We start from the raw sequence: 16043 nt of genomic DNA, 5'->3' as shown, positions 1-16043 counted from the left end.
GACATCAATGGGGGTACGGGTATTGAAGTTCGGCGGGACGTCGGTGGCGACCCGCCAGACGAGGGAGCTTGTCGTGAACCATATCGAGCGGGAGCGCGCCGCCGGGCATAAGCTCGTCGTCGTCGTCTCGGCGATGGGGCGCACCGGCGATCCCTATGCGACGGATACGCTGCTGTCGCTCGCCAAGGAAGAGGGGGGCGAGCTCGGCGCGCGGGAGCGCGACCTGCTGATGGGCTGCGGCGAGATCATTTCGGCCGTCGTCCTTTGCAGCGCGCTGGCGGCCCGCTCGATTCCCGCCGTGGCGCTCACGGGCGGATGCGCCGGCATCCTGACCGGCAGCCAGTTCGGGGAAGCTCGCATCGAGGAGATCCGCACGGAGCGGATGCAGCGGCATATGGAGCAGGGCGAGGTCGTCGTCGTCACCGGCTTCCAGGGCCAGGACGCGCAGGGCGACCTGACGACGCTCGGACGGGGCGGCAGCGATACGTCCGCGACCGCGCTCGGCGCGGCGCTGCAGGCGGAGATGGTCGACATCTATACGGATGTCAACGGCATCCTGACAGCCGATCCGCGCATCGTCAAGGATGCGAAGCCGCTCACGGTCGTCGGCTACGCCGAAATCTGCAACATGGCCCGTCTCGGCGCCAAGGTGATCCATCCGCGCGCGGTCGAGATCGCCCAGCAGGCGCGCATTCCGCTGCGCGTCCGCTCGACCTTCTCCGAGGACGAGGGCACGCTGGTCACCGACCTGCCGACCGCGCTCAGCCTCGCGTCGCCGCTCAAGGACCGCCATGTGACGGGCATCGCCCATGTGCAGGGCGTGACGCAGATTTCCGTCCGCACCGTCGACGGCATCGCCGACACGCAGCTGCAGGTGTTCCAGTCGATGGCGAGGCATCATATCAGCGTCGACTTCATCAACGTCACGCCGGCCGGAGCGCTGTATACGGTCATGGACGACGACGCGCCCAAAGCGACGCGCGTGCTGCAGGAGCTCGGCTTCGAGCCGGAGACGGTGAGCGGCTGCGCCAAGGTGTCGGTCATCGGCGGCGGCATGCACCGCGTGCCCGGCGTCATGGCGAAGATCGTGGAGGCGCTTGCGGAGCAAAGCATACCGATTCTGCAGTCCGCCGACTCCAACACGACGATCTGGGTGCTCGTCCGCGAGGAGCATATGGGCAACGCCTTGCGGGCGCTGCACGCCAAGTTCGAGCTGCATCTTTGACAGCAATCATCGCCATCAGGCATACTTATCATTCATTGGGGCTGGGTGCGGGAGCGGGAAGCCGCCTATGCCGAGGAGGGTACCTTCATGGATTATGGCAGACTGATTACAGCAATGGCGACTCCGTTCACTCCGGAGGGCGCGGTCGATTGGGAGACGGCCGGCAAGCTCATCGACGAGCTGATCGACGTCCAAAAGAGCGACAGCATCGTCATCAGCGGCACGACGGGCGAATCGCCGACGCTGACCGACGAGGAGAAGCTCGAGCTGTTCCGCTTCGCCGTCGCCCGCAGCGCCGGGCGCGCGCGCATCATCGCAGGCACGGGCAGCAACGACACCGCCCATAGCATCCATCTTACGGCGGCGGCCGAACAGGCCGGCGTCGACGGAGCGCTGCTGGTCGTCCCTTATTACAACAAGCCGAGCCAGGAAGGCCTCTACCGCCACTTCAAGGCGATCGCCGAATCGACCTCGCTCCCGGTCATGCTGTACAACGTTCCCGGACGCACGATCGTCAGCATGAGTCCGGAGACGACGATCCGGCTCGCGCGCGACGTCGCCAACATCATCGCGACCAAGGAATGCCATTCGCTGGAGTATGTGGCCGCGATCATCAGCGGCGTCTCGGACAGCTTCCGCGTCTACACGGGCGACGACAGCGCGGCGTTGCCGGCGCTGGCGGTCGGCGCTCACGGCGTCGTGAGCGTAGCCTCGCATATCGCGGGCAGCCGGATGAAAGCGATGATCGACGCGTTCCTCGCCGGCCGCACGGCCGAAGCGGCCGAGCTGCACCGGAGCCTGCTTCCGCTGTATCAGGGCTTGTTCGCGGCTCCGAGCCCGACGCTGGTCAAAAAGGCGCTGGAGCTCAAAGGGCTGCCCGTCGGAGGCGTGCGCCTGCCATTGATTGAAGCGGACGAGGCCGAGACCGAGACGCTGAAGCGGCTGCTGGAGCGGTACTGAGCCCTTCGCTTTGCCAGCGGCACTGAATTTATTCCGGACTTATCCATCGCCAGCCCCGCCGGGGCTGGCTTTTTTGCGCGTTTCCGGACGGAATTCCGGCGCTTGGACGGAAGGGGTTGAGCTTCGGCTTGTGTTCCATCTTTTGCATCATGTATAATATTCCTAAATGACTGGTGCGGCAAAGTGAATATGGCTTCGACCCCATTCGCGCGGCGGATGGGTGGATCCGTGCATAACGTTGCATGTATTTGGTCGTACCCCGCATGGAAGCGGTTTTCCGGCCGCGGTTCGGCGCTTTGGGATCGACAGGAGCGGCACGAGCTCCGGCTTCCGTCTTCTTTGCGGAGACCGTCCTCGAGGGACGGCGAGCCGTTTCGCGGCTTACACGATTCGTTCGATCGTTAACTATTTCACATATATTAGGAGGTAAGATTTCCCTTGTCCAAAAAGAATCCCCAAGACAAGCTGCTCGTCTTCGCCCTAGGCGGCGTAGGCGAGATCGGCAAAAACATGTATGTCATCCAATACGGCAATGACATCGTCGTCGTCGACTCCGGCCTGAAGTTTCCCGAGGAGGACATGCTCGGCATCGACATCGTCATTCCTGACATCACGTACCTGACCGACAATCGCGACAAAGTGCGCGGCATCATCATCACCCACGGCCATGAGGACCATATCGGCGGCTTGCCGTACGTGCTGCGCCACCTGAACGTGCCGGTCTACGCGACCAAGCTGACGCTCGGCCTCATCGAGGGCAAGCTCAAGGAAGCCGGCCTGCTCGGCGAGACGAAGCGCATCCTCATCAACGCCGACTCCGTGCTAGAACTCGGCTCGATCACGGCGAGCTTTTTCAAGACGAACCACAGCATTCCGGACTCCGTCGGCGTCTGCCTCGACACGCCGGAGGGCACGATCGTCCATACCGGCGACTTCAAGTTCGACTTCACGCCGGTCAACGACCAGTACGCCGACCTGCAGCGCATCGCCGAGATCGGCAAGCGCGGCGTGCTGGCGCTGCTGTCGGACAGCACCAACGCGGAGCGTCCGGGCATGACTCCTTCGGAAAGCAACGTCGGCGTCGAGCTGACGGAGATCTTCCGCAAGTCGCAGCAGCGCGTCGTCGTCGCGACGTTCGCGTCCAACGTCCACCGCATCCAGCAGGTGTTCAACGCGGCGATGGCGACCAAGCGCAAAGTCGCGATCGTCGGCCGCAGCATGGTCAACGTCGTGACGATCGCCGGCGAGCTCGGCTATCTCAACATTCCTGAAGGCATGATCATCGAGCCGGAGGAAGTGAACAAGATGGCGGCCGACCGCGTCGTCGTCCTCTGCACGGGCAGCCAAGGCGAGCCGATGTCGGCGCTGACGCGCATGGCCCGCTCGACGCACCGCAAGATCGACATCCTGCCGGGCGACACCGTCATCATTGCGGCGACGCCGATCCCGGGCAACGAGCGCGACGTAGGCCGCACGGTGGACGAGCTGTTCCGCCTCGGCGCCAACGTCATCTACGGTCCGGGCTCCGTCTCCGGCGTCCACGTATCCGGCCACGGCAGCCAGGAAGAGCTCAAGCTGATGCTCAACCTCATCAAGCCGGAGTACTTCATGCCGATCCACGGCGAGTACCGCATGCTCCGCCAGCACGCCAAGCTGGGCGAGGCGGTCGGCGTCGATCCAGACAAGATCTTCATCTGCGACATCGGCGATACGGTCGAGTTCCAAGGCGGCGTCGGCCGCAAAGGCTCCAAGGTGCCTTCCGGCAACGTGCTCATCGACGGCCTCGGCGTCGGCGACGTCGGCAACATCGTCCTGCGCGACCGCAAGCTGCTGTCCCAGGACGGCATCCTCGTCGTCGTCGTCACGCTCAGCAAGCAGGACGGCACGATCAAGTCCGGTCCGGACATCATCTCCCGCGGCTTCGTGTACGTCCGCGAGTCGGAGGGCCTGCTCGACGAGGCCAACCGCATCGTCACGACGACGCTGCACAAGCTCATGAACGACAAGGTCAACGAGTGGGCTTCGCTCAAGACCAACGTCAAGGATGCGCTCGGCCGCTTCCTTTATGAGCAGACCCGCCGCCGCCCGATGATCCTGCCGATCATCATGGAAGTATAATTGAAATGCGATCCGCCTGCCTCCATTCCGGAGGCAGGCTTTTTCGTGCTCCCAAGGCCGCGTATGGGGCGATGCCTCCCGCCTCATACTAGACAGGCAATCCAAGGGAGAAAAAGGAGGAGATGACGCTTGAACGAGCAATCCACCGGCGCGCGCATGGAAGCGGAGCCTGCGGCGGCGATCGACAAGGCGAAGCTCGACGCGATCCAGCAGCTGGGGCAGATGGCGGTGCCGGCCGCGGACCCGTCCAATGTGTTCTGCATGTCGATCATTGGCCAGATCGAGGGCCATATGGTGCTGCCGCCGCAAAACAAAACGACGAAGTACGAGCATCTGATCCCGCAGCTCGTGGCGGCGGAGCAAAGCAGCAAGATCGAGGGCATCCTGATCGTGCTCAACACGGTCGGCGGCGACGTCGAGGCGGGCCTCGCGATCGCCGAGATGATCAGCTCGCTGAGCAAGCCTGCCGTTACGCTCGTGCTCGGCGGCGGCCATTCGATCGGCGTGCCGATCGCGGTGGCGGGCGACCGTTCGTTCATCGCCGAGTCGGCGACGATGACGATCCATCCGATCCGGATGAACGGCCTCGTCATCGGCGTGCCGCAAACGTTCGAATACTTGGAAAAAATGCAGGAGCGGGTCGTGCGCTTCGTCACGTCGCATTCGCGGGTGCAGGAGAAGACGTTCAAGGAGCTCATGTTCAAGATGGGCGAGCTGACGCGGGACATCGGCACGACCGTCATCGGCGAGGATGCCGTGCGGCATGGGCTGATCGACGAGGTCGGCGGACTCGGCAAGGCGCTCGCGGCGCTCAACGGGCTCATCCAGGAGCGCAGGCCGAAGGCAAGCGCGGCTGCGGCGCCGTTCGCGCCTGCCGCGCCGCTGACGGCTGCGGCGCCGGCAGCGGAAGGCGGACTGCCTCAATGACCCTCTACACGATCATGCCGCTGGAGCTCGTCCTGAACGGAGCGGATGCCGAGCGGGAGCCCTGGCTCGAGGCGCGCCTGGACGGCGTGCTGCTGCAGCTCGAGCCGCTCGAGCCGGGCTGGGGAAAGGTCGTCCGCATCGTCGACGGCCCGCTGGAATGCTACCTGGAGCCGAGGTTCCAGCCGGGCTCGGTGCTGCCCGTCCGATAGGAACATTCCACCACCTATGGTATAATACTGAACCAGAGGTGAGAGGATTGGCCAAGAAAAGGCGGCGCAAAAGACGCACGTTCGGAGAAAACTTAAAATACGAGGTTTACGGAATCTTGCTCATAACGGTGTCGGTAATCGCCTTGTCAGGCGAGGCTACGGTCGGCAGGTCGCTGACGAAGCTGTTCGCGCTCGTTTTGGGCAAGTTTCATTTTGCGCTTGCGCTCGTCGGCATCGCGGCCGGCCTATATGTCATGGTGACGAGGATGTGGCCGAAAGGGTGGACGTACCGCAGGACCGGCTTCCTGCTGCTGCTCATGGCGCTGACGCTCATGAGCTCGATCGGGGAGATCGACCGCAAGCTCGCGCCTGCGGACCTGGTCAGCGGCTCGGCCATCTTTGCCCAGCTTGGACAAGACATCCGCGACGGCCTGCTCACGGACGGCACCGAGGCCGATCCGGGAGGACCGATCGGAGCCTCGGTCAGCGGCGGCTATCTCGGAGCGCTCCAATACTCGCTGCTCTACACGCTGTTCGGCTACTTCGGCTCCAAGCTGCTGCTGATCGTCATGTTCGCCATCTCGGCGATGCTCATCACGGGCCGCTCGTACGTCGAGCTTGGACGGGTCGTGCGGGACCGGCTGGGCCGGCTGGCCAAGCTGCTGCAGGCCAAGGCCGCCGGCCGGCCGCGCAAGCCGAAGGCTCCGAAAAAGGCCGCCGGAACCGGCGCCGGGGCGGCAGCCGCGGCCTCCGCCGGGCCGGATCATCTGGGCTACGGGCTCAACGCCGACGGAGAGGACGACGACTTCGGCAGCACGGTCGCCGCGCCGGCGGCCAAGAGCCGCTCGCTCTTCTTTTCCTGGGGCAGCCGCAAGGACGAGGGCGAGCAGGAAGGTTCTGCCGGCGAAGCGGACAAGGAGTGGCTGATGGAGGAGTCCGCGCTGAGCCAGGCCAAGGCAGCCGTCAAGCCGTCCATCTCCTTGCGCGGGCGGCAAGCGGAGCCGCCTCGCGACGCCGCTCCATGGGAAGACGACGATGGAGACGACTGGGAGGACGCGCAGCCGTTTCCGGCCGCGCTGCCGCCTGCCGTCTCCGCCGTCCGTCCCGAATCGGAACCGCTGCCGGAGCCGGCAGCTGCCGATCGGTCGGCGGGCTTGCTGGACGATGCGGCCGACTTTCCGATTCCGCTGCCGGCGGTCCATCCGGCGGAGCAGTCGGAAGCGCTCGCCGGCCCGGAGGGCGACGGCGAGGGCGCTCCGGCCCAGGCGCGGACGGCCAAGCCATACCGCCTGCCGCCGCTGTCGCTGCTCGCCAAGCCCGCCTCGACCGGGCGGGCGGGGGACATGACCGACATCAACAACGACTCCCGCCGCAAGCTCGAGGCGACGCTCGAGAGCTTCGGCGTCCGCGCGAAGGTGCTTGATGTCGTGCCTGGACCGGCCGTGACCCGTTATGAGGTGCAGCCCGCGACCGGCGTCAAGGTCAGCCGCATCGTCGGCCTGACCGACGACATCGCGCTCGCGCTCGCGGCCAAGGATATCCGCATGGAGGCTCCGATCCCGGGCAAGTCGGCGATCGGCATCGAGGTGCCGAACGCCGAGGTGGCGGTCGTGACGATGCGCGAGGTGATGGAGACGCCGACCTTCGCCAGCGCCTCGTCCAAGCTGTCGATCGCGTTCGGGCGCGACATCGCCGGCCAGTCGATCGTCGGCAATCTCGCCAAGATGCCCCATCTGCTCGTCGCCGGAGCGACCGGCTCCGGCAAGTCGGTGTGCATCAACGGCATCATCACGAGCATTTTGTACAAGGCGGCTCCGGACGAGGTCAAGTTCATGATGATCGACCCGAAGATGGTCGAGCTCAACATGTACAACGGCATCCCGCATCTGCTCGCGCCGGTCGTCACCGATCCGCGGCGGGCGTCGCTCGCGCTCAAGAAGATCGTCGTCGAGATGGAAAAGCGCTACGAGCTGTTCTCCAAGTCCGGCACGCGCAACATCGAGGGCTACAACAGCCTGATGCAGGACAATCCGAACGCCGTGCTGCCGTACATCGTCGTCATCGTCGACGAGCTCGCCGATCTGATGATGGTCGCCGCCAAGGACGTCGAGGACAGCATCACGCGGCTCGCGCAGATGGCGCGGGCGGCCGGCATCCACCTGATCATCGCCACGCAGCGGCCTTCCGTCGACGTCATTACGGGCGTCATCAAGGCCAACATTCCGTCGCGGATCGCGTTCGGCGTCTCGTCCCAGGTCGATTCGCGGACGATCCTCGACATGGTCGGAGCGGAAAAGCTGCTCGGCCGCGGCGACATGCTGTTCCTGCCGGTCGGCATGTCCAAGCCGATCCGCGTCCAGGGAGCGTTCCTGTCGGACGGCGAGGTGGAGGCCGTCGTCGAGTACGCCCGCTTGCAGGCTGAAGCGGAGTACAAGGAGGACCTCGTGCCGGAGCTGGACGAGGCGGGGGAGAGCGGGGACGGCGAAGATCTGGACGAGCTGTTCGACCAGGCGATGCAAATCGTCGTCGAGGCGCAGCAGGCGTCCGTCTCGCTGCTGCAGCGCCGGATGCGCGTCGGCTATACGCGCGCGGCCCGGCTGATCGACCAGCTGGAGGCCAAGGGCATCGTCGGCGCTTACGAAGGCAGCAAGCCGCGCGAGGTCATGATGACGCTCGACCAGTTCCAGGCGAACCAGAAACATGCATAGAAGGGACTTGCCTTTCTCATACTAGGGACGGTTAAACATCCCGTAGCAGAAAGGCAGATCCCCATGAAAAAAATGCGTTTGATCGTCATGACGGTCGCAGCCACGCTGCTTTTGCTCAGCCTGTATACGCTTAAGGAAGGCTGGCCTCCGCGCGCGGCCGAGACATTCAGCAACGCGACGTTCCAGATGGGCGCGTCCGGCAAGGACGTCGTAGAGCTGCAGGGACGCCTGCGCTTCCTCGGCTACTACGAAGGCAAGATCGACGGGCAGTTCGGACCGAAGACGAAAAACTCGGTGACCTGGTTCCAATGGAAGTTCGGCATGAAGTCCGACGGCGTCGTCGGGCCGAAAACGAAGCTGAAGCTGTGGGAAGCGACCAAGAGCTGGAAGCCGACTGCAGCGGACCTTCCCGGCGGCGAAAGCGGCTCGAGCGGCGGCGGCAGCGGCGCCTCCGGAGGCGGCTCCGCCGGATCGGCCGGCGCTTCCAACAGCTCGATGGACAAGTCCAACAAGCTCGGGCTGTCCGCCAACGACATCAAGATCATGGCCAACGCCGTCTACGGCGAGGCGCGCGGCGAGCCGTACGAAGGCCAGGTCGCGGTCGCGGCGGTCATCCTGAACCGGCTGCGGTCGCCGGAGTTCCCGAACTCGATCACCGGCGTCATTTTCCAGAACCTCGCCTTCACCGCGGTCGCGGACGGCCAGATCTGGCTGACCCCGAACGAACGGGCGAAGCAGGCCGTTCAGGACGCGATCAACGGCTGGGATCCTTCGGACGGCTGCCTGTACTACTTCAATCCGGTCACGGCCACCTCCAAATGGATCTGGAGCCGTCCGCAGGTGAAGACGATCGGCAAGCATATTTTCTGCATGTAGCATCAGCCGGCTGCGCCGGCTCACGGGCAGCCGGGAGGGCATTCCTTCCGGTTGCCTTCTCTGTTTGCGGGCCAAGGCCGCCTTGGGATAGAATGGAAGGACAGCAAGCGGAAGTGCAAGTTCGACCAATAAGCGATGGCGGGAGGCGTTTCCATCCATGTCTTTTCAGCAAGCGACAACCGGCCGGATCCGGCTGCATGTGCTGCCGACGAAGCGGTTCAAGACTTTTGCAATCTCCCTGTTCGCAGGCATTCCTCTGCAGGAGGATACCGTCACCAAGACGGCGCTGACGCCCTTCGTGCTTCGCCGCGGCACGCAGAGCGCTCCGGAGACGATCGCGTTCCGCGAGCAGCTCGACGAGATGTACGGAGCCGGATTCGGCTTCGACGTCTACAAGCGCGGCAGCTCGCAGATCGTGCAATTCCGCATGGACGTCATCAACGATCGGTTCGTCCGCTCGGACAGCTCCCTGCTGGCGCGCTCGATGAAATTTCTCGGCGAGGCCGTGACCTCGCCGGCGCTGGAGGACGGAGCGTTCCGATCCAAATATGTCGACAGCGAGAAGCGCACCCTCGCGCGCAAGCTGGAGAGCATCATCAACGACAAGATCCGGTATGCGGGCGAGCGCTGCCTGGAAATCATGTGCGAAGGCGATCCGTACCGGCTGCACTCGCTCGGCCGGCTGCAGGATCTGCCCGGCATCGATCCGGCGAGCCTGCATGAGGCGTATGCCGCCTGGCTGGCCGGGGCGGTGCTCGACCTGTACGTCGTCGGCGATACGACGCTGGACGAGGTGCGCGAGCTGGCGGAGGCTTCGTTCCGCCTGCCGTCGACGGGTCCGTCGGAGTACGGGCCGCCGGACATCCGCCGGCGCAGCGGCGAGGTCAAGACGGTCGTCGAGAAGCTCGACGTCGCCCAGGGCAAGCTGAACCTCGGCCTCAGGACCGGCATCGCCTACGGCGACGACGCCTACGCGGCGGCGCTTCTGTACAACGGCATTCTCGGCGGATTCCCGCACTCCAAGCTGTTCATGAACGTGCGCGAGAAGGAGAGCCTCGCATACTATGCCTCCTCGCGCATGGACGGACACAAGGGGCTGCTGACGATCCAGTCCGGCATCGAGATCGCCAATTACGAAAAAGCGGTCGCCATCATCAAGGAGCAGCTTGAGAGCATGCGCCAAGGGCAGCTGTCGGAGCTGGAGCTCGGCCAGACCAAGGCGATGCTCGTCAACTCCTTGCGCGAGCTGCAGGATTCGGCTTACGAGATGATCGCCTTCGACTTCAACAGCGTCCTGTCCGGACGCCGGCGCACGGCGCAGGAGCTGCTCGATGCGGTGCAGGCGGTGACGCCGGAGCAGATCGTATCCGTAGCCGAGGGCGTCGAGCTGGATACGGTGTACTTTTTGCGCGACCGAAAGGAGGGCTAGCCGACATGCAGAAGCTACATTACCCCGGCGTCGAGGAGACGCTGTACTACGAGCAGCTGCCGAACGGGCTGAGCGTCTATCTGCTTCCGAAGGAAGGCTTCCAAAAGACGTACGCGACGTTCTCGACCCGCTACGGCTCCGTCGACAACCATTTCCGCAGCGGCAGCCAGCCGCTGACGCGCGTGCCGGACGGCATCGCCCATTTCCTGGAGCACAAGATGTTCGAGGAGCCGCAGGGCGACATCTTCGCCACCTTCGCTTCGCAGGGGGCTTCGGCCAACGCGTTCACGAGCTTCGACCGCACCGTCTACCTGTTCTCGGCGACGGAGCAGATCGAGGCCAACCTGACGACCCTCATCGACTTCGTACAGCATCCGTACTTCACGGATCAGAACGTCGACAAGGAAAAGGGCATCATCGCGCAGGAAATCAACATGTACAGCGACAATCCGGACTGGCGCGTGTACTACGGCCTGATCGAGGCGATGTACCAGAAGCATCCGGTGCACATCGACATCGCCGGCACCGTGGAGTCGATCTACCAGATCGACAAGGAGCTGCTTTACCTGTGCTATAACACGTTTTACCATCCGTCCAACATGCTGCTGTTTGTCGTCGGCGGCATTGATGCCGAGCGGATCATGGAGCTGATCCGGAGCAACCAGGCGGCCAAGTCCTTCGAGGACATCGGCGAGATCGAGCGCTTCTTCGATCCGGAGCCGCAGGGCGTGCGCGAGCCGCTGAAGTCGCTCTCGCTGCAGGTGTCGCTGCCCAAGTGCCTGTTCGGCTTCAAAGAAAAGACGAACGGCCTCGGCAGCGCCGAGCTGCTGCGCCGCGACGTGACGACGAAGCTGATGCTCGAGACGCTGCTCGGCTCGAGCTCGCCGCTGTACCAGAGCCTGTACGACGACAATCTCATCTCCGACTCGTTCGGTTATGAGTACAACTGCAGCACGGACTACGGCTTCAGCATCATCGGCGGCGATACGAACGATCCGGATCGGCTCGTCGAGCGGATCAAGGAGGCGATCGGCGAGGCGCTGCAGTCCGGGCTCGACGCCGCCGCGTTCGAGCGCACGAAGAAAAAGCGGATCGGCAGCTACCTGCGCATGCTCAATTCGCCGGAATCGATCGCCGGGGAATTCACCCGCTATAAATTCCGCGGCCAGGATCTGTTCGAGCTGCTGCCGGCTTACGAGAGCCTGACGCTCGAGCAGGCGAACGCGCGGCTGCGCGAGCATTTCGACTTCGGACAGCTCGCCGTCTCGCTCGTGCTGCCGACAGCCGAGCAGGAGGCGGAGCCGAGCTGAAGCCCTTGCATGAAATGAACGTGCTCGTCACCGGAGGCAGCCGCGGCATCGGCGCCGCGATCGCGCGGCGCTTCGCCCGCGAGGGCATGAATGTCGCGCTTCATTACCTTCACTCGCATGAGCAGGCCAACGAGACGGCGCGCGAATGCCTCGCGCTCGGAAGCGGACGCGTCATGACGGCTTCGGCCGACCTGCGTTCGCGGGAGAGCCTGGAGCGGATGCGCGAGAAGCTGGCCGGAGCGGATCTGCTGCCGGACATCCTCGTCAACAACGCCGGCATTTCCCATTACGGGCTGCTTTCCGATCTGACCGACGCCGAATGGGACGACGTCACCGCGGTCAATCTGCGGGGCGTCTTCCTCTGCACCCAGCTGTTCATGCCCGAGATGATCCGCGCCCGCTGGGGACGCATCATCAACATCTCGTCCGTATGGGGCGTCGCGGGAGCCTCGTGCGAGGTGCTTTATTCCGCCACCAAGGGCGGCGTCAACGCCTTCACCAAAGCGCTCGCCAAAGAGCTCGCCCCCTCGGGCGTGACGGTGAACGCCGTCGCTCCCGGCGCGATCGACACGGAAATGCTCGGCGGCTTCGATTCCCAGGAGCTGAAGCAGCTCGAGCAGGACATTCCCGCGGGGCGGCTCGGCCAGCCCGACGAGATCGCCTCGCTCGTCTATTTCCTGTCGCTGCCGGAGTCGTCCTACATCACCGGACAGGTGATCAGCCCGAACGGCGGCTGGATCACCTGAAGATTGAAACCTTTTGCCAGCCCTGATCGTCGTATAGCTGACCCGGCCGCCGCGCACACTAATGCCGTTGATGGTGCTATTCCTCAACGACTTTAAGGAGGCGAACCGAGCATGTCTACCGTACTTTCGAACTTCGATTCCTGGAAGGAATTTCTTGCAGAGCGACTGGAACAAGGCAAGAAGCTCGGCTTGAGCGAAGAGGCGATCGGCAACCTCGCTTACGAAATCGGCTCTTTCCTCGACGAGAAGGTCGACCCGAAAAACGAAGAGCAGCGCATGCTGAAGGAAATCTGGGATGTCGGCGACGAAAATGAGCGCAAGACGATCGCCCGGCTGATGGTGAAGCTGGTCGGACATCGCTAGTCATCGGCGTCACGGCAGAGAGCTCCCGGTCTAACGGGAGCTTTTCTGTCATGTAGAACGAGCGTGCTCATTGCGGAAACGTGGCGAATCCTGTAGAATGTAGGCTTATAATGAGGGCGGTTCGAAGCGCCTGCAACCTTGGGACGGTGTGATTGATGGAATCGAAACAGTGGTATATGGAATACAAAATACATAAGAATCGGCCAGGCCTGCTCGGCGACATCGCCTCGCTGCTGGGCATGCTCAACGTCAACATCATTACGATCAACGGGGTGGAGGACCGCACCCGCGGCATGCTGCTGCAGACCAACGACGACGAGAAGATTGAGATTCTCGGCAAGATGCTGCAGAAGGTCGAGAACATCACCGTCAACAAGCTCCGTCCGCCAAGCCTGGTCGACCGCCTGGCCGTGCGCCACGGACGCTATATCGAGCGCGACTCCGACGACCGCAAGACGTTCCGCTTCACGCGCGACGAGCTCGGCCTGCTCGTCGATTTTCTCGGCGAGATCTTCAAGCGCGACGGCAACCAGGTCATCGGGCTGCGCGGCATGCCGCGGGTCGGCAAGACGGAGTCGATCATCGCGGGCAGCGTCTGCTCGAACAAGCGCTGGACGTTCGTCAGCTCCACGCTGCTCCGGCAAACCGTGCGCAGCCAGCTTTCGAGCGAGGAGATGAACCCCGACAACATCTTCATCATCGACGGCATCGTCAGCACGATCCGCTCCAACGAGCGGCATCATTCGCTGCTGCAGGAAATCATGGAGATGCCGTCGACCAAAGTCATCGAGCATCCGGACATCTTCATCCGCGAATCCAATTTCGATTACAGCACTTTTACGACGATCATCGAGCTTCGCAACACCCCGGACGAGGAGATCTCCTACGACTCCTTCACGGTCAACTACAATGACTTCTAATCGGAAAGGAGGCTATGCCAGCCATGTCTGAACTGGGCCAAACCCTGCGGACCGCAAGGGAAGAATCCGGCTTGTCCCTCGACGAGCTGCAGGAGATGACCAAGATCCGCAAGCATTATTTGATCGCGATCGAGGAAGGCAACTACAGCGCGCTGCCCGGCAGCTTCTACGCCCGCGCGTTCGTCAAAAACTATGCCGAGGCGGTAGGGCTGAACGCGGAGGAAGTGCTCAGCTACTACAAGAACGAGCTGCCCTCCGCTCCGCAGACTTCCGCCGCCGAGCCGTCGGCTTCTCCTCAGCCGCCGCGCAAGGCGTCGACGTCGCGGACGATGTCGGAGCGCTTCGGCAAGCTCGGCTTTTCCGTGCTGATGTGGGCGTTCCTCGGGCTGATCGTGTTCCTGCTCTGGATGTTCGTCATTCGGGACGACGGCGCCAAGAGCGCCGACTCCACGGACCGGACGCCGATGACGACGGCGACTCCGGGACCGAACGACAGCCGGCCGACGGCGTCCCCGGGCAGCGGCGAGCTCGCATCCCCGAGCCCGACGGCTACGCCGACTCCGACGCCTCCGGCAGGCGCGGTCACGTTCGACCGCAAGTCGGGCGGAGTGGACTATTATCAAGTCACCGGCCAGCCGATGCTTCAGCTCAAGTTTTCCGGCGGAGCCTGGCTGGAGGTCCGCAAAGGCGGAAAATCCGGCGAGCGCCTCTACAACCAGAACGTTACGGCTGAAGACACGATCGAAATTCCGCTTGATGCGGTCATCTACGTGAACACGGGACGCGCGGACAACACCGAATTCTACATCGACGGCACGCTTCTCGAGGACGGCGACCGTCCCGGTCCGAAGCGCTTCCAGTTCGATCCGTCCTCGGGCGATGCGGCATCGCAGGACGAGGCGGGCGAGTAATTCGGCGCTTGAAGCGCGGCCGCCCGCTTGCCGCGAGGGTCGGCAGGCACGGGCGATAGAAGGTTGAAGGGCGCTTTCTTCCTGCGGGAAGAAGCGCCTTTCTGCGCCGCGGCGGCGCGTTATACTTTCGCTTTCGGATGATTTATAATAGAGGACGATGAAAACGCAAGGAGGACTGGACCCATGAGTTCGGAAAGTTCGTTCGATATCGTATCGAAGGTAGACCTGCAGGAGCTGAACAACGCCATCGTCCAGGCGGAAAAGGAAATCGAGAACCGCTTCGACTTCAAGGGGAGCAAGAGCAGCATCAAGCTGGAGAAGGAGGAGCTGGTCGTCGCTTCCGACGACGAGTACAAGCTGAAAAGCGTCATCGACATCCTCCAGACGAAAATGATCAAGCGCGGAGTGCCGATCAAGAACATGGACTTCGGCAAGATCGAGGCGGCCACGCTCGGCACGGTGCGCCAGCGGATCAAGCTCAAGCAAGGCATCGGCCAGGACGACGCCAAGAAGATCAACGTGCTCATCCGCGATTCCAAGCTGAAGGTGAAAAGCCAGATTCAAGGCGATCAATTGCGCGTGACGGGCAAGAGCCGGGACGATCTGCAAGCGGTCATCTCGCTGCTGCGCGGCGCCAACCTCGAGCTCGAGCTGCAGTTCACCAACTATCGCTGACGGCCGTCGATCCTCGTTTTGACAGGCCGCTTCCGCTTCGATTATACTTGTGAAGTTTGAAACGTCAGGGAGGGGAAGGGCTTGAACCTGGCCAACAAGATCACGCTCGCGCGCATCTTCTTAGTGCCTGTCATCCTGTTTTTTCTATTGATCCGGTTCGATCTGGGAACGGTCCGGTTCGAAGATTTCGAGCTTACATACACGCAAATCATCGCCGCCCTGATCTTCATCATCGCGGCGAGCACCGACGGGCTCGACGGCTATCTGGCCCGCAAGAACAAGATGGTCACCAATCTCGGCAAGCTGCTTGATCCGCTGGCGGACAAGCTGCTCGTCGCGGCCGTCCTCATCTCGCTCGTGCAGATGGACAAGCTTTCCGCGTTCATCGCCATCGTCATCATCAGCCGCGAGTTCGCCGTGACGGGCCTGCGCCAGGTCGCCCTGCTGGAGGGCGCCGTGCTTGCGGCAAGCACCTGGGGCAAGTGGAAGACCGGCATCCAGATCGCGATGATCATCGCGCTGCTGCTCAACAACTTCCCGTTCGCGCTGGTGGACATCCGCATGGATATCATCCTCAGCTGGGCGGCTGCGCTGATCACGATCTGGTCCGGCATCGACTACTTCGTCAAGAACCGCAACCTGATTCCCGTCGAGTAGCTTACAAGG

Annotated in this window: 15 protein-coding genes; all 15 read left to right on the top strand. The window is 63.3% G+C overall.

Going from position 1 to position 16043, the window contains the following annotated elements; translation table 11 throughout:
- Positions 1-7: 7 nt before the first annotated feature.
- Positions 8-1225 (top strand): aspartate kinase, encoded by a 1218-nt coding sequence (dapG, locus tag GE073_RS14130; RefSeq protein ID WP_028597381.1) that lies wholly within the window; start codon positions 8-10, stop codon positions 1223-1225.
- Positions 1226-1312: 87 nt separating this feature from the next.
- On the top strand, positions 1313-2185 hold the full coding sequence (gene dapA, locus GE073_RS14125; RefSeq protein WP_028597380.1) for a 4-hydroxy-tetrahydrodipicolinate synthase: 873 nt from the start codon (positions 1313-1315) through the stop codon (positions 2183-2185).
- A 438-nt stretch (positions 2186-2623) separates the two neighbouring features.
- Positions 2624-4303 (top strand): ribonuclease J, encoded by a 1680-nt coding sequence (locus tag GE073_RS14120; RefSeq protein WP_028597379.1) that lies wholly within the window; start codon positions 2624-2626, stop codon positions 4301-4303.
- Between the two features lie 156 nt (positions 4304-4459).
- Positions 4460-5230, top strand: a complete 771-nt coding sequence (locus tag GE073_RS14115) for a ClpP family protease (protein ID WP_084136546.1) — start codon at positions 4460-4462, stop codon at positions 5228-5230.
- Entirely contained in the window at positions 5227-5439 is a 213-nt protein-coding gene (locus GE073_RS14110; protein WP_153783721.1) for a YlzJ-like family protein, read from the top strand. The genes GE073_RS14115 and GE073_RS14110 overlap by 4 nt, the downstream gene beginning before the upstream one ends.
- Positions 5440-5486: 47 nt before the next feature.
- Positions 5487-8147 carry an FtsK/SpoIIIE family DNA translocase gene (locus tag GE073_RS14105; protein ID WP_153783720.1) on the top strand — a complete coding sequence of 887 codons (2661 nt, stop codon included), beginning with the start codon at positions 5487-5489 and terminating at the stop codon, positions 8145-8147.
- Between the two features lie 63 nt (positions 8148-8210).
- Positions 8211-9023 carry a spore cortex-lytic enzyme gene (gene sleB, locus GE073_RS14100; protein ID WP_028597376.1) on the top strand — a complete coding sequence of 271 codons (813 nt, stop codon included), beginning with the start codon at positions 8211-8213 and terminating at the stop codon, positions 9021-9023.
- A gap of 157 nt (positions 9024-9180) precedes the next feature.
- Complete coding sequence (yfmF, locus tag GE073_RS14095; RefSeq protein WP_101809224.1) at positions 9181-10452, top strand: EF-P 5-aminopentanol modification-associated protein YfmF; 1272 nt, start codon at positions 9181-9183, stop codon at positions 10450-10452.
- 5 nt (positions 10453-10457) lie between these two features.
- On the top strand, positions 10458-11762 hold the full coding sequence (gene yfmH / locus GE073_RS14090; RefSeq protein ID WP_101809223.1) for an EF-P 5-aminopentanol modification-associated protein YfmH: 1305 nt from the start codon (positions 10458-10460) through the stop codon (positions 11760-11762).
- A gap of 14 nt (positions 11763-11776) precedes the next feature.
- Positions 11777-12508, top strand: a complete 732-nt coding sequence (gene ymfI, locus GE073_RS14085) for an elongation factor P 5-aminopentanone reductase (protein WP_052332921.1) — start codon at positions 11777-11779, stop codon at positions 12506-12508.
- 111 nt (positions 12509-12619) lie between these two features.
- A complete protein-coding gene (locus GE073_RS14080) occupies positions 12620-12871 on the top strand; it encodes a DUF3243 domain-containing protein (protein WP_028597372.1) in 252 nt (83 codons plus the stop codon).
- A 155-nt stretch (positions 12872-13026) separates the two neighbouring features.
- Positions 13027-13791 (top strand): DUF3388 domain-containing protein, encoded by a 765-nt coding sequence (locus GE073_RS14075; RefSeq protein WP_028597371.1) that lies wholly within the window; start codon positions 13027-13029, stop codon positions 13789-13791.
- Between the two features lie 23 nt (positions 13792-13814).
- Positions 13815-14702 carry a helix-turn-helix domain-containing protein gene (locus GE073_RS14070; RefSeq protein WP_164820109.1) on the top strand — a complete coding sequence of 296 codons (888 nt, stop codon included), beginning with the start codon at positions 13815-13817 and terminating at the stop codon, positions 14700-14702.
- 183 nt (positions 14703-14885) lie between these two features.
- Entirely contained in the window at positions 14886-15377 is a 492-nt protein-coding gene (locus GE073_RS14065; RefSeq protein ID WP_028597370.1) for a YajQ family cyclic di-GMP-binding protein, read from the top strand.
- Positions 15378-15458: 81 nt separating this feature from the next.
- Positions 15459-16034, top strand: a complete 576-nt coding sequence (gene pgsA, locus GE073_RS14060) for a CDP-diacylglycerol--glycerol-3-phosphate 3-phosphatidyltransferase (RefSeq protein ID WP_028597369.1) — start codon at positions 15459-15461, stop codon at positions 16032-16034.
- The last annotated feature ends 9 nt before the right edge of the window (positions 16035-16043 follow it).

The sequence above is a fragment of the Paenibacillus sp. B01 genome, from assembly GCF_009649995.1.
In the GTDB taxonomy this organism is placed as follows: domain Bacteria; phylum Bacillota; class Bacilli; order Paenibacillales; family Paenibacillaceae; genus Paenibacillus_O; species Paenibacillus_O pasadenensis.
Note: the sequence above shows the minus strand (reverse complement) of the source record. Positions and strands in the feature narration are given on the sequence as shown.

Coding starts and splice junctions, on each gene's coding strand:
- dapG (WP_028597381.1), top strand. CDS start 8: ATGGGGGTACGGGTATTGAAGTTCGGCGGGACGTCGGTGGCGACCCGC.
- dapA (WP_028597380.1), top strand. CDS start 1,313: ATGGATTATGGCAGACTGATTACAGCAATGGCGACTCCGTTCACTCCG.
- GE073_RS14115 (WP_084136546.1), top strand. CDS start 4,460: ATGGAAGCGGAGCCTGCGGCGGCGATCGACAAGGCGAAGCTCGACGCG.
- GE073_RS14110 (WP_153783721.1), top strand. CDS start 5,227: ATGACCCTCTACACGATCATGCCGCTGGAGCTCGTCCTGAACGGAGCG.
- sleB (WP_028597376.1), top strand. CDS start 8,211: ATGAAAAAAATGCGTTTGATCGTCATGACGGTCGCAGCCACGCTGCTT.
- yfmF (WP_101809224.1), top strand. CDS start 9,181: ATGTCTTTTCAGCAAGCGACAACCGGCCGGATCCGGCTGCATGTGCTG.
- yfmH (WP_101809223.1), top strand. CDS start 10,458: ATGCAGAAGCTACATTACCCCGGCGTCGAGGAGACGCTGTACTACGAG.
- ymfI (WP_052332921.1), top strand. CDS start 11,777: ATGAACGTGCTCGTCACCGGAGGCAGCCGCGGCATCGGCGCCGCGATC.
- GE073_RS14080 (WP_028597372.1), top strand. CDS start 12,620: ATGTCTACCGTACTTTCGAACTTCGATTCCTGGAAGGAATTTCTTGCA.
- GE073_RS14075 (WP_028597371.1), top strand. CDS start 13,027: ATGGAATCGAAACAGTGGTATATGGAATACAAAATACATAAGAATCGG.
- GE073_RS14070 (WP_164820109.1), top strand. CDS start 13,815: ATGTCTGAACTGGGCCAAACCCTGCGGACCGCAAGGGAAGAATCCGGC.
- GE073_RS14065 (WP_028597370.1), top strand. CDS start 14,886: ATGAGTTCGGAAAGTTCGTTCGATATCGTATCGAAGGTAGACCTGCAG.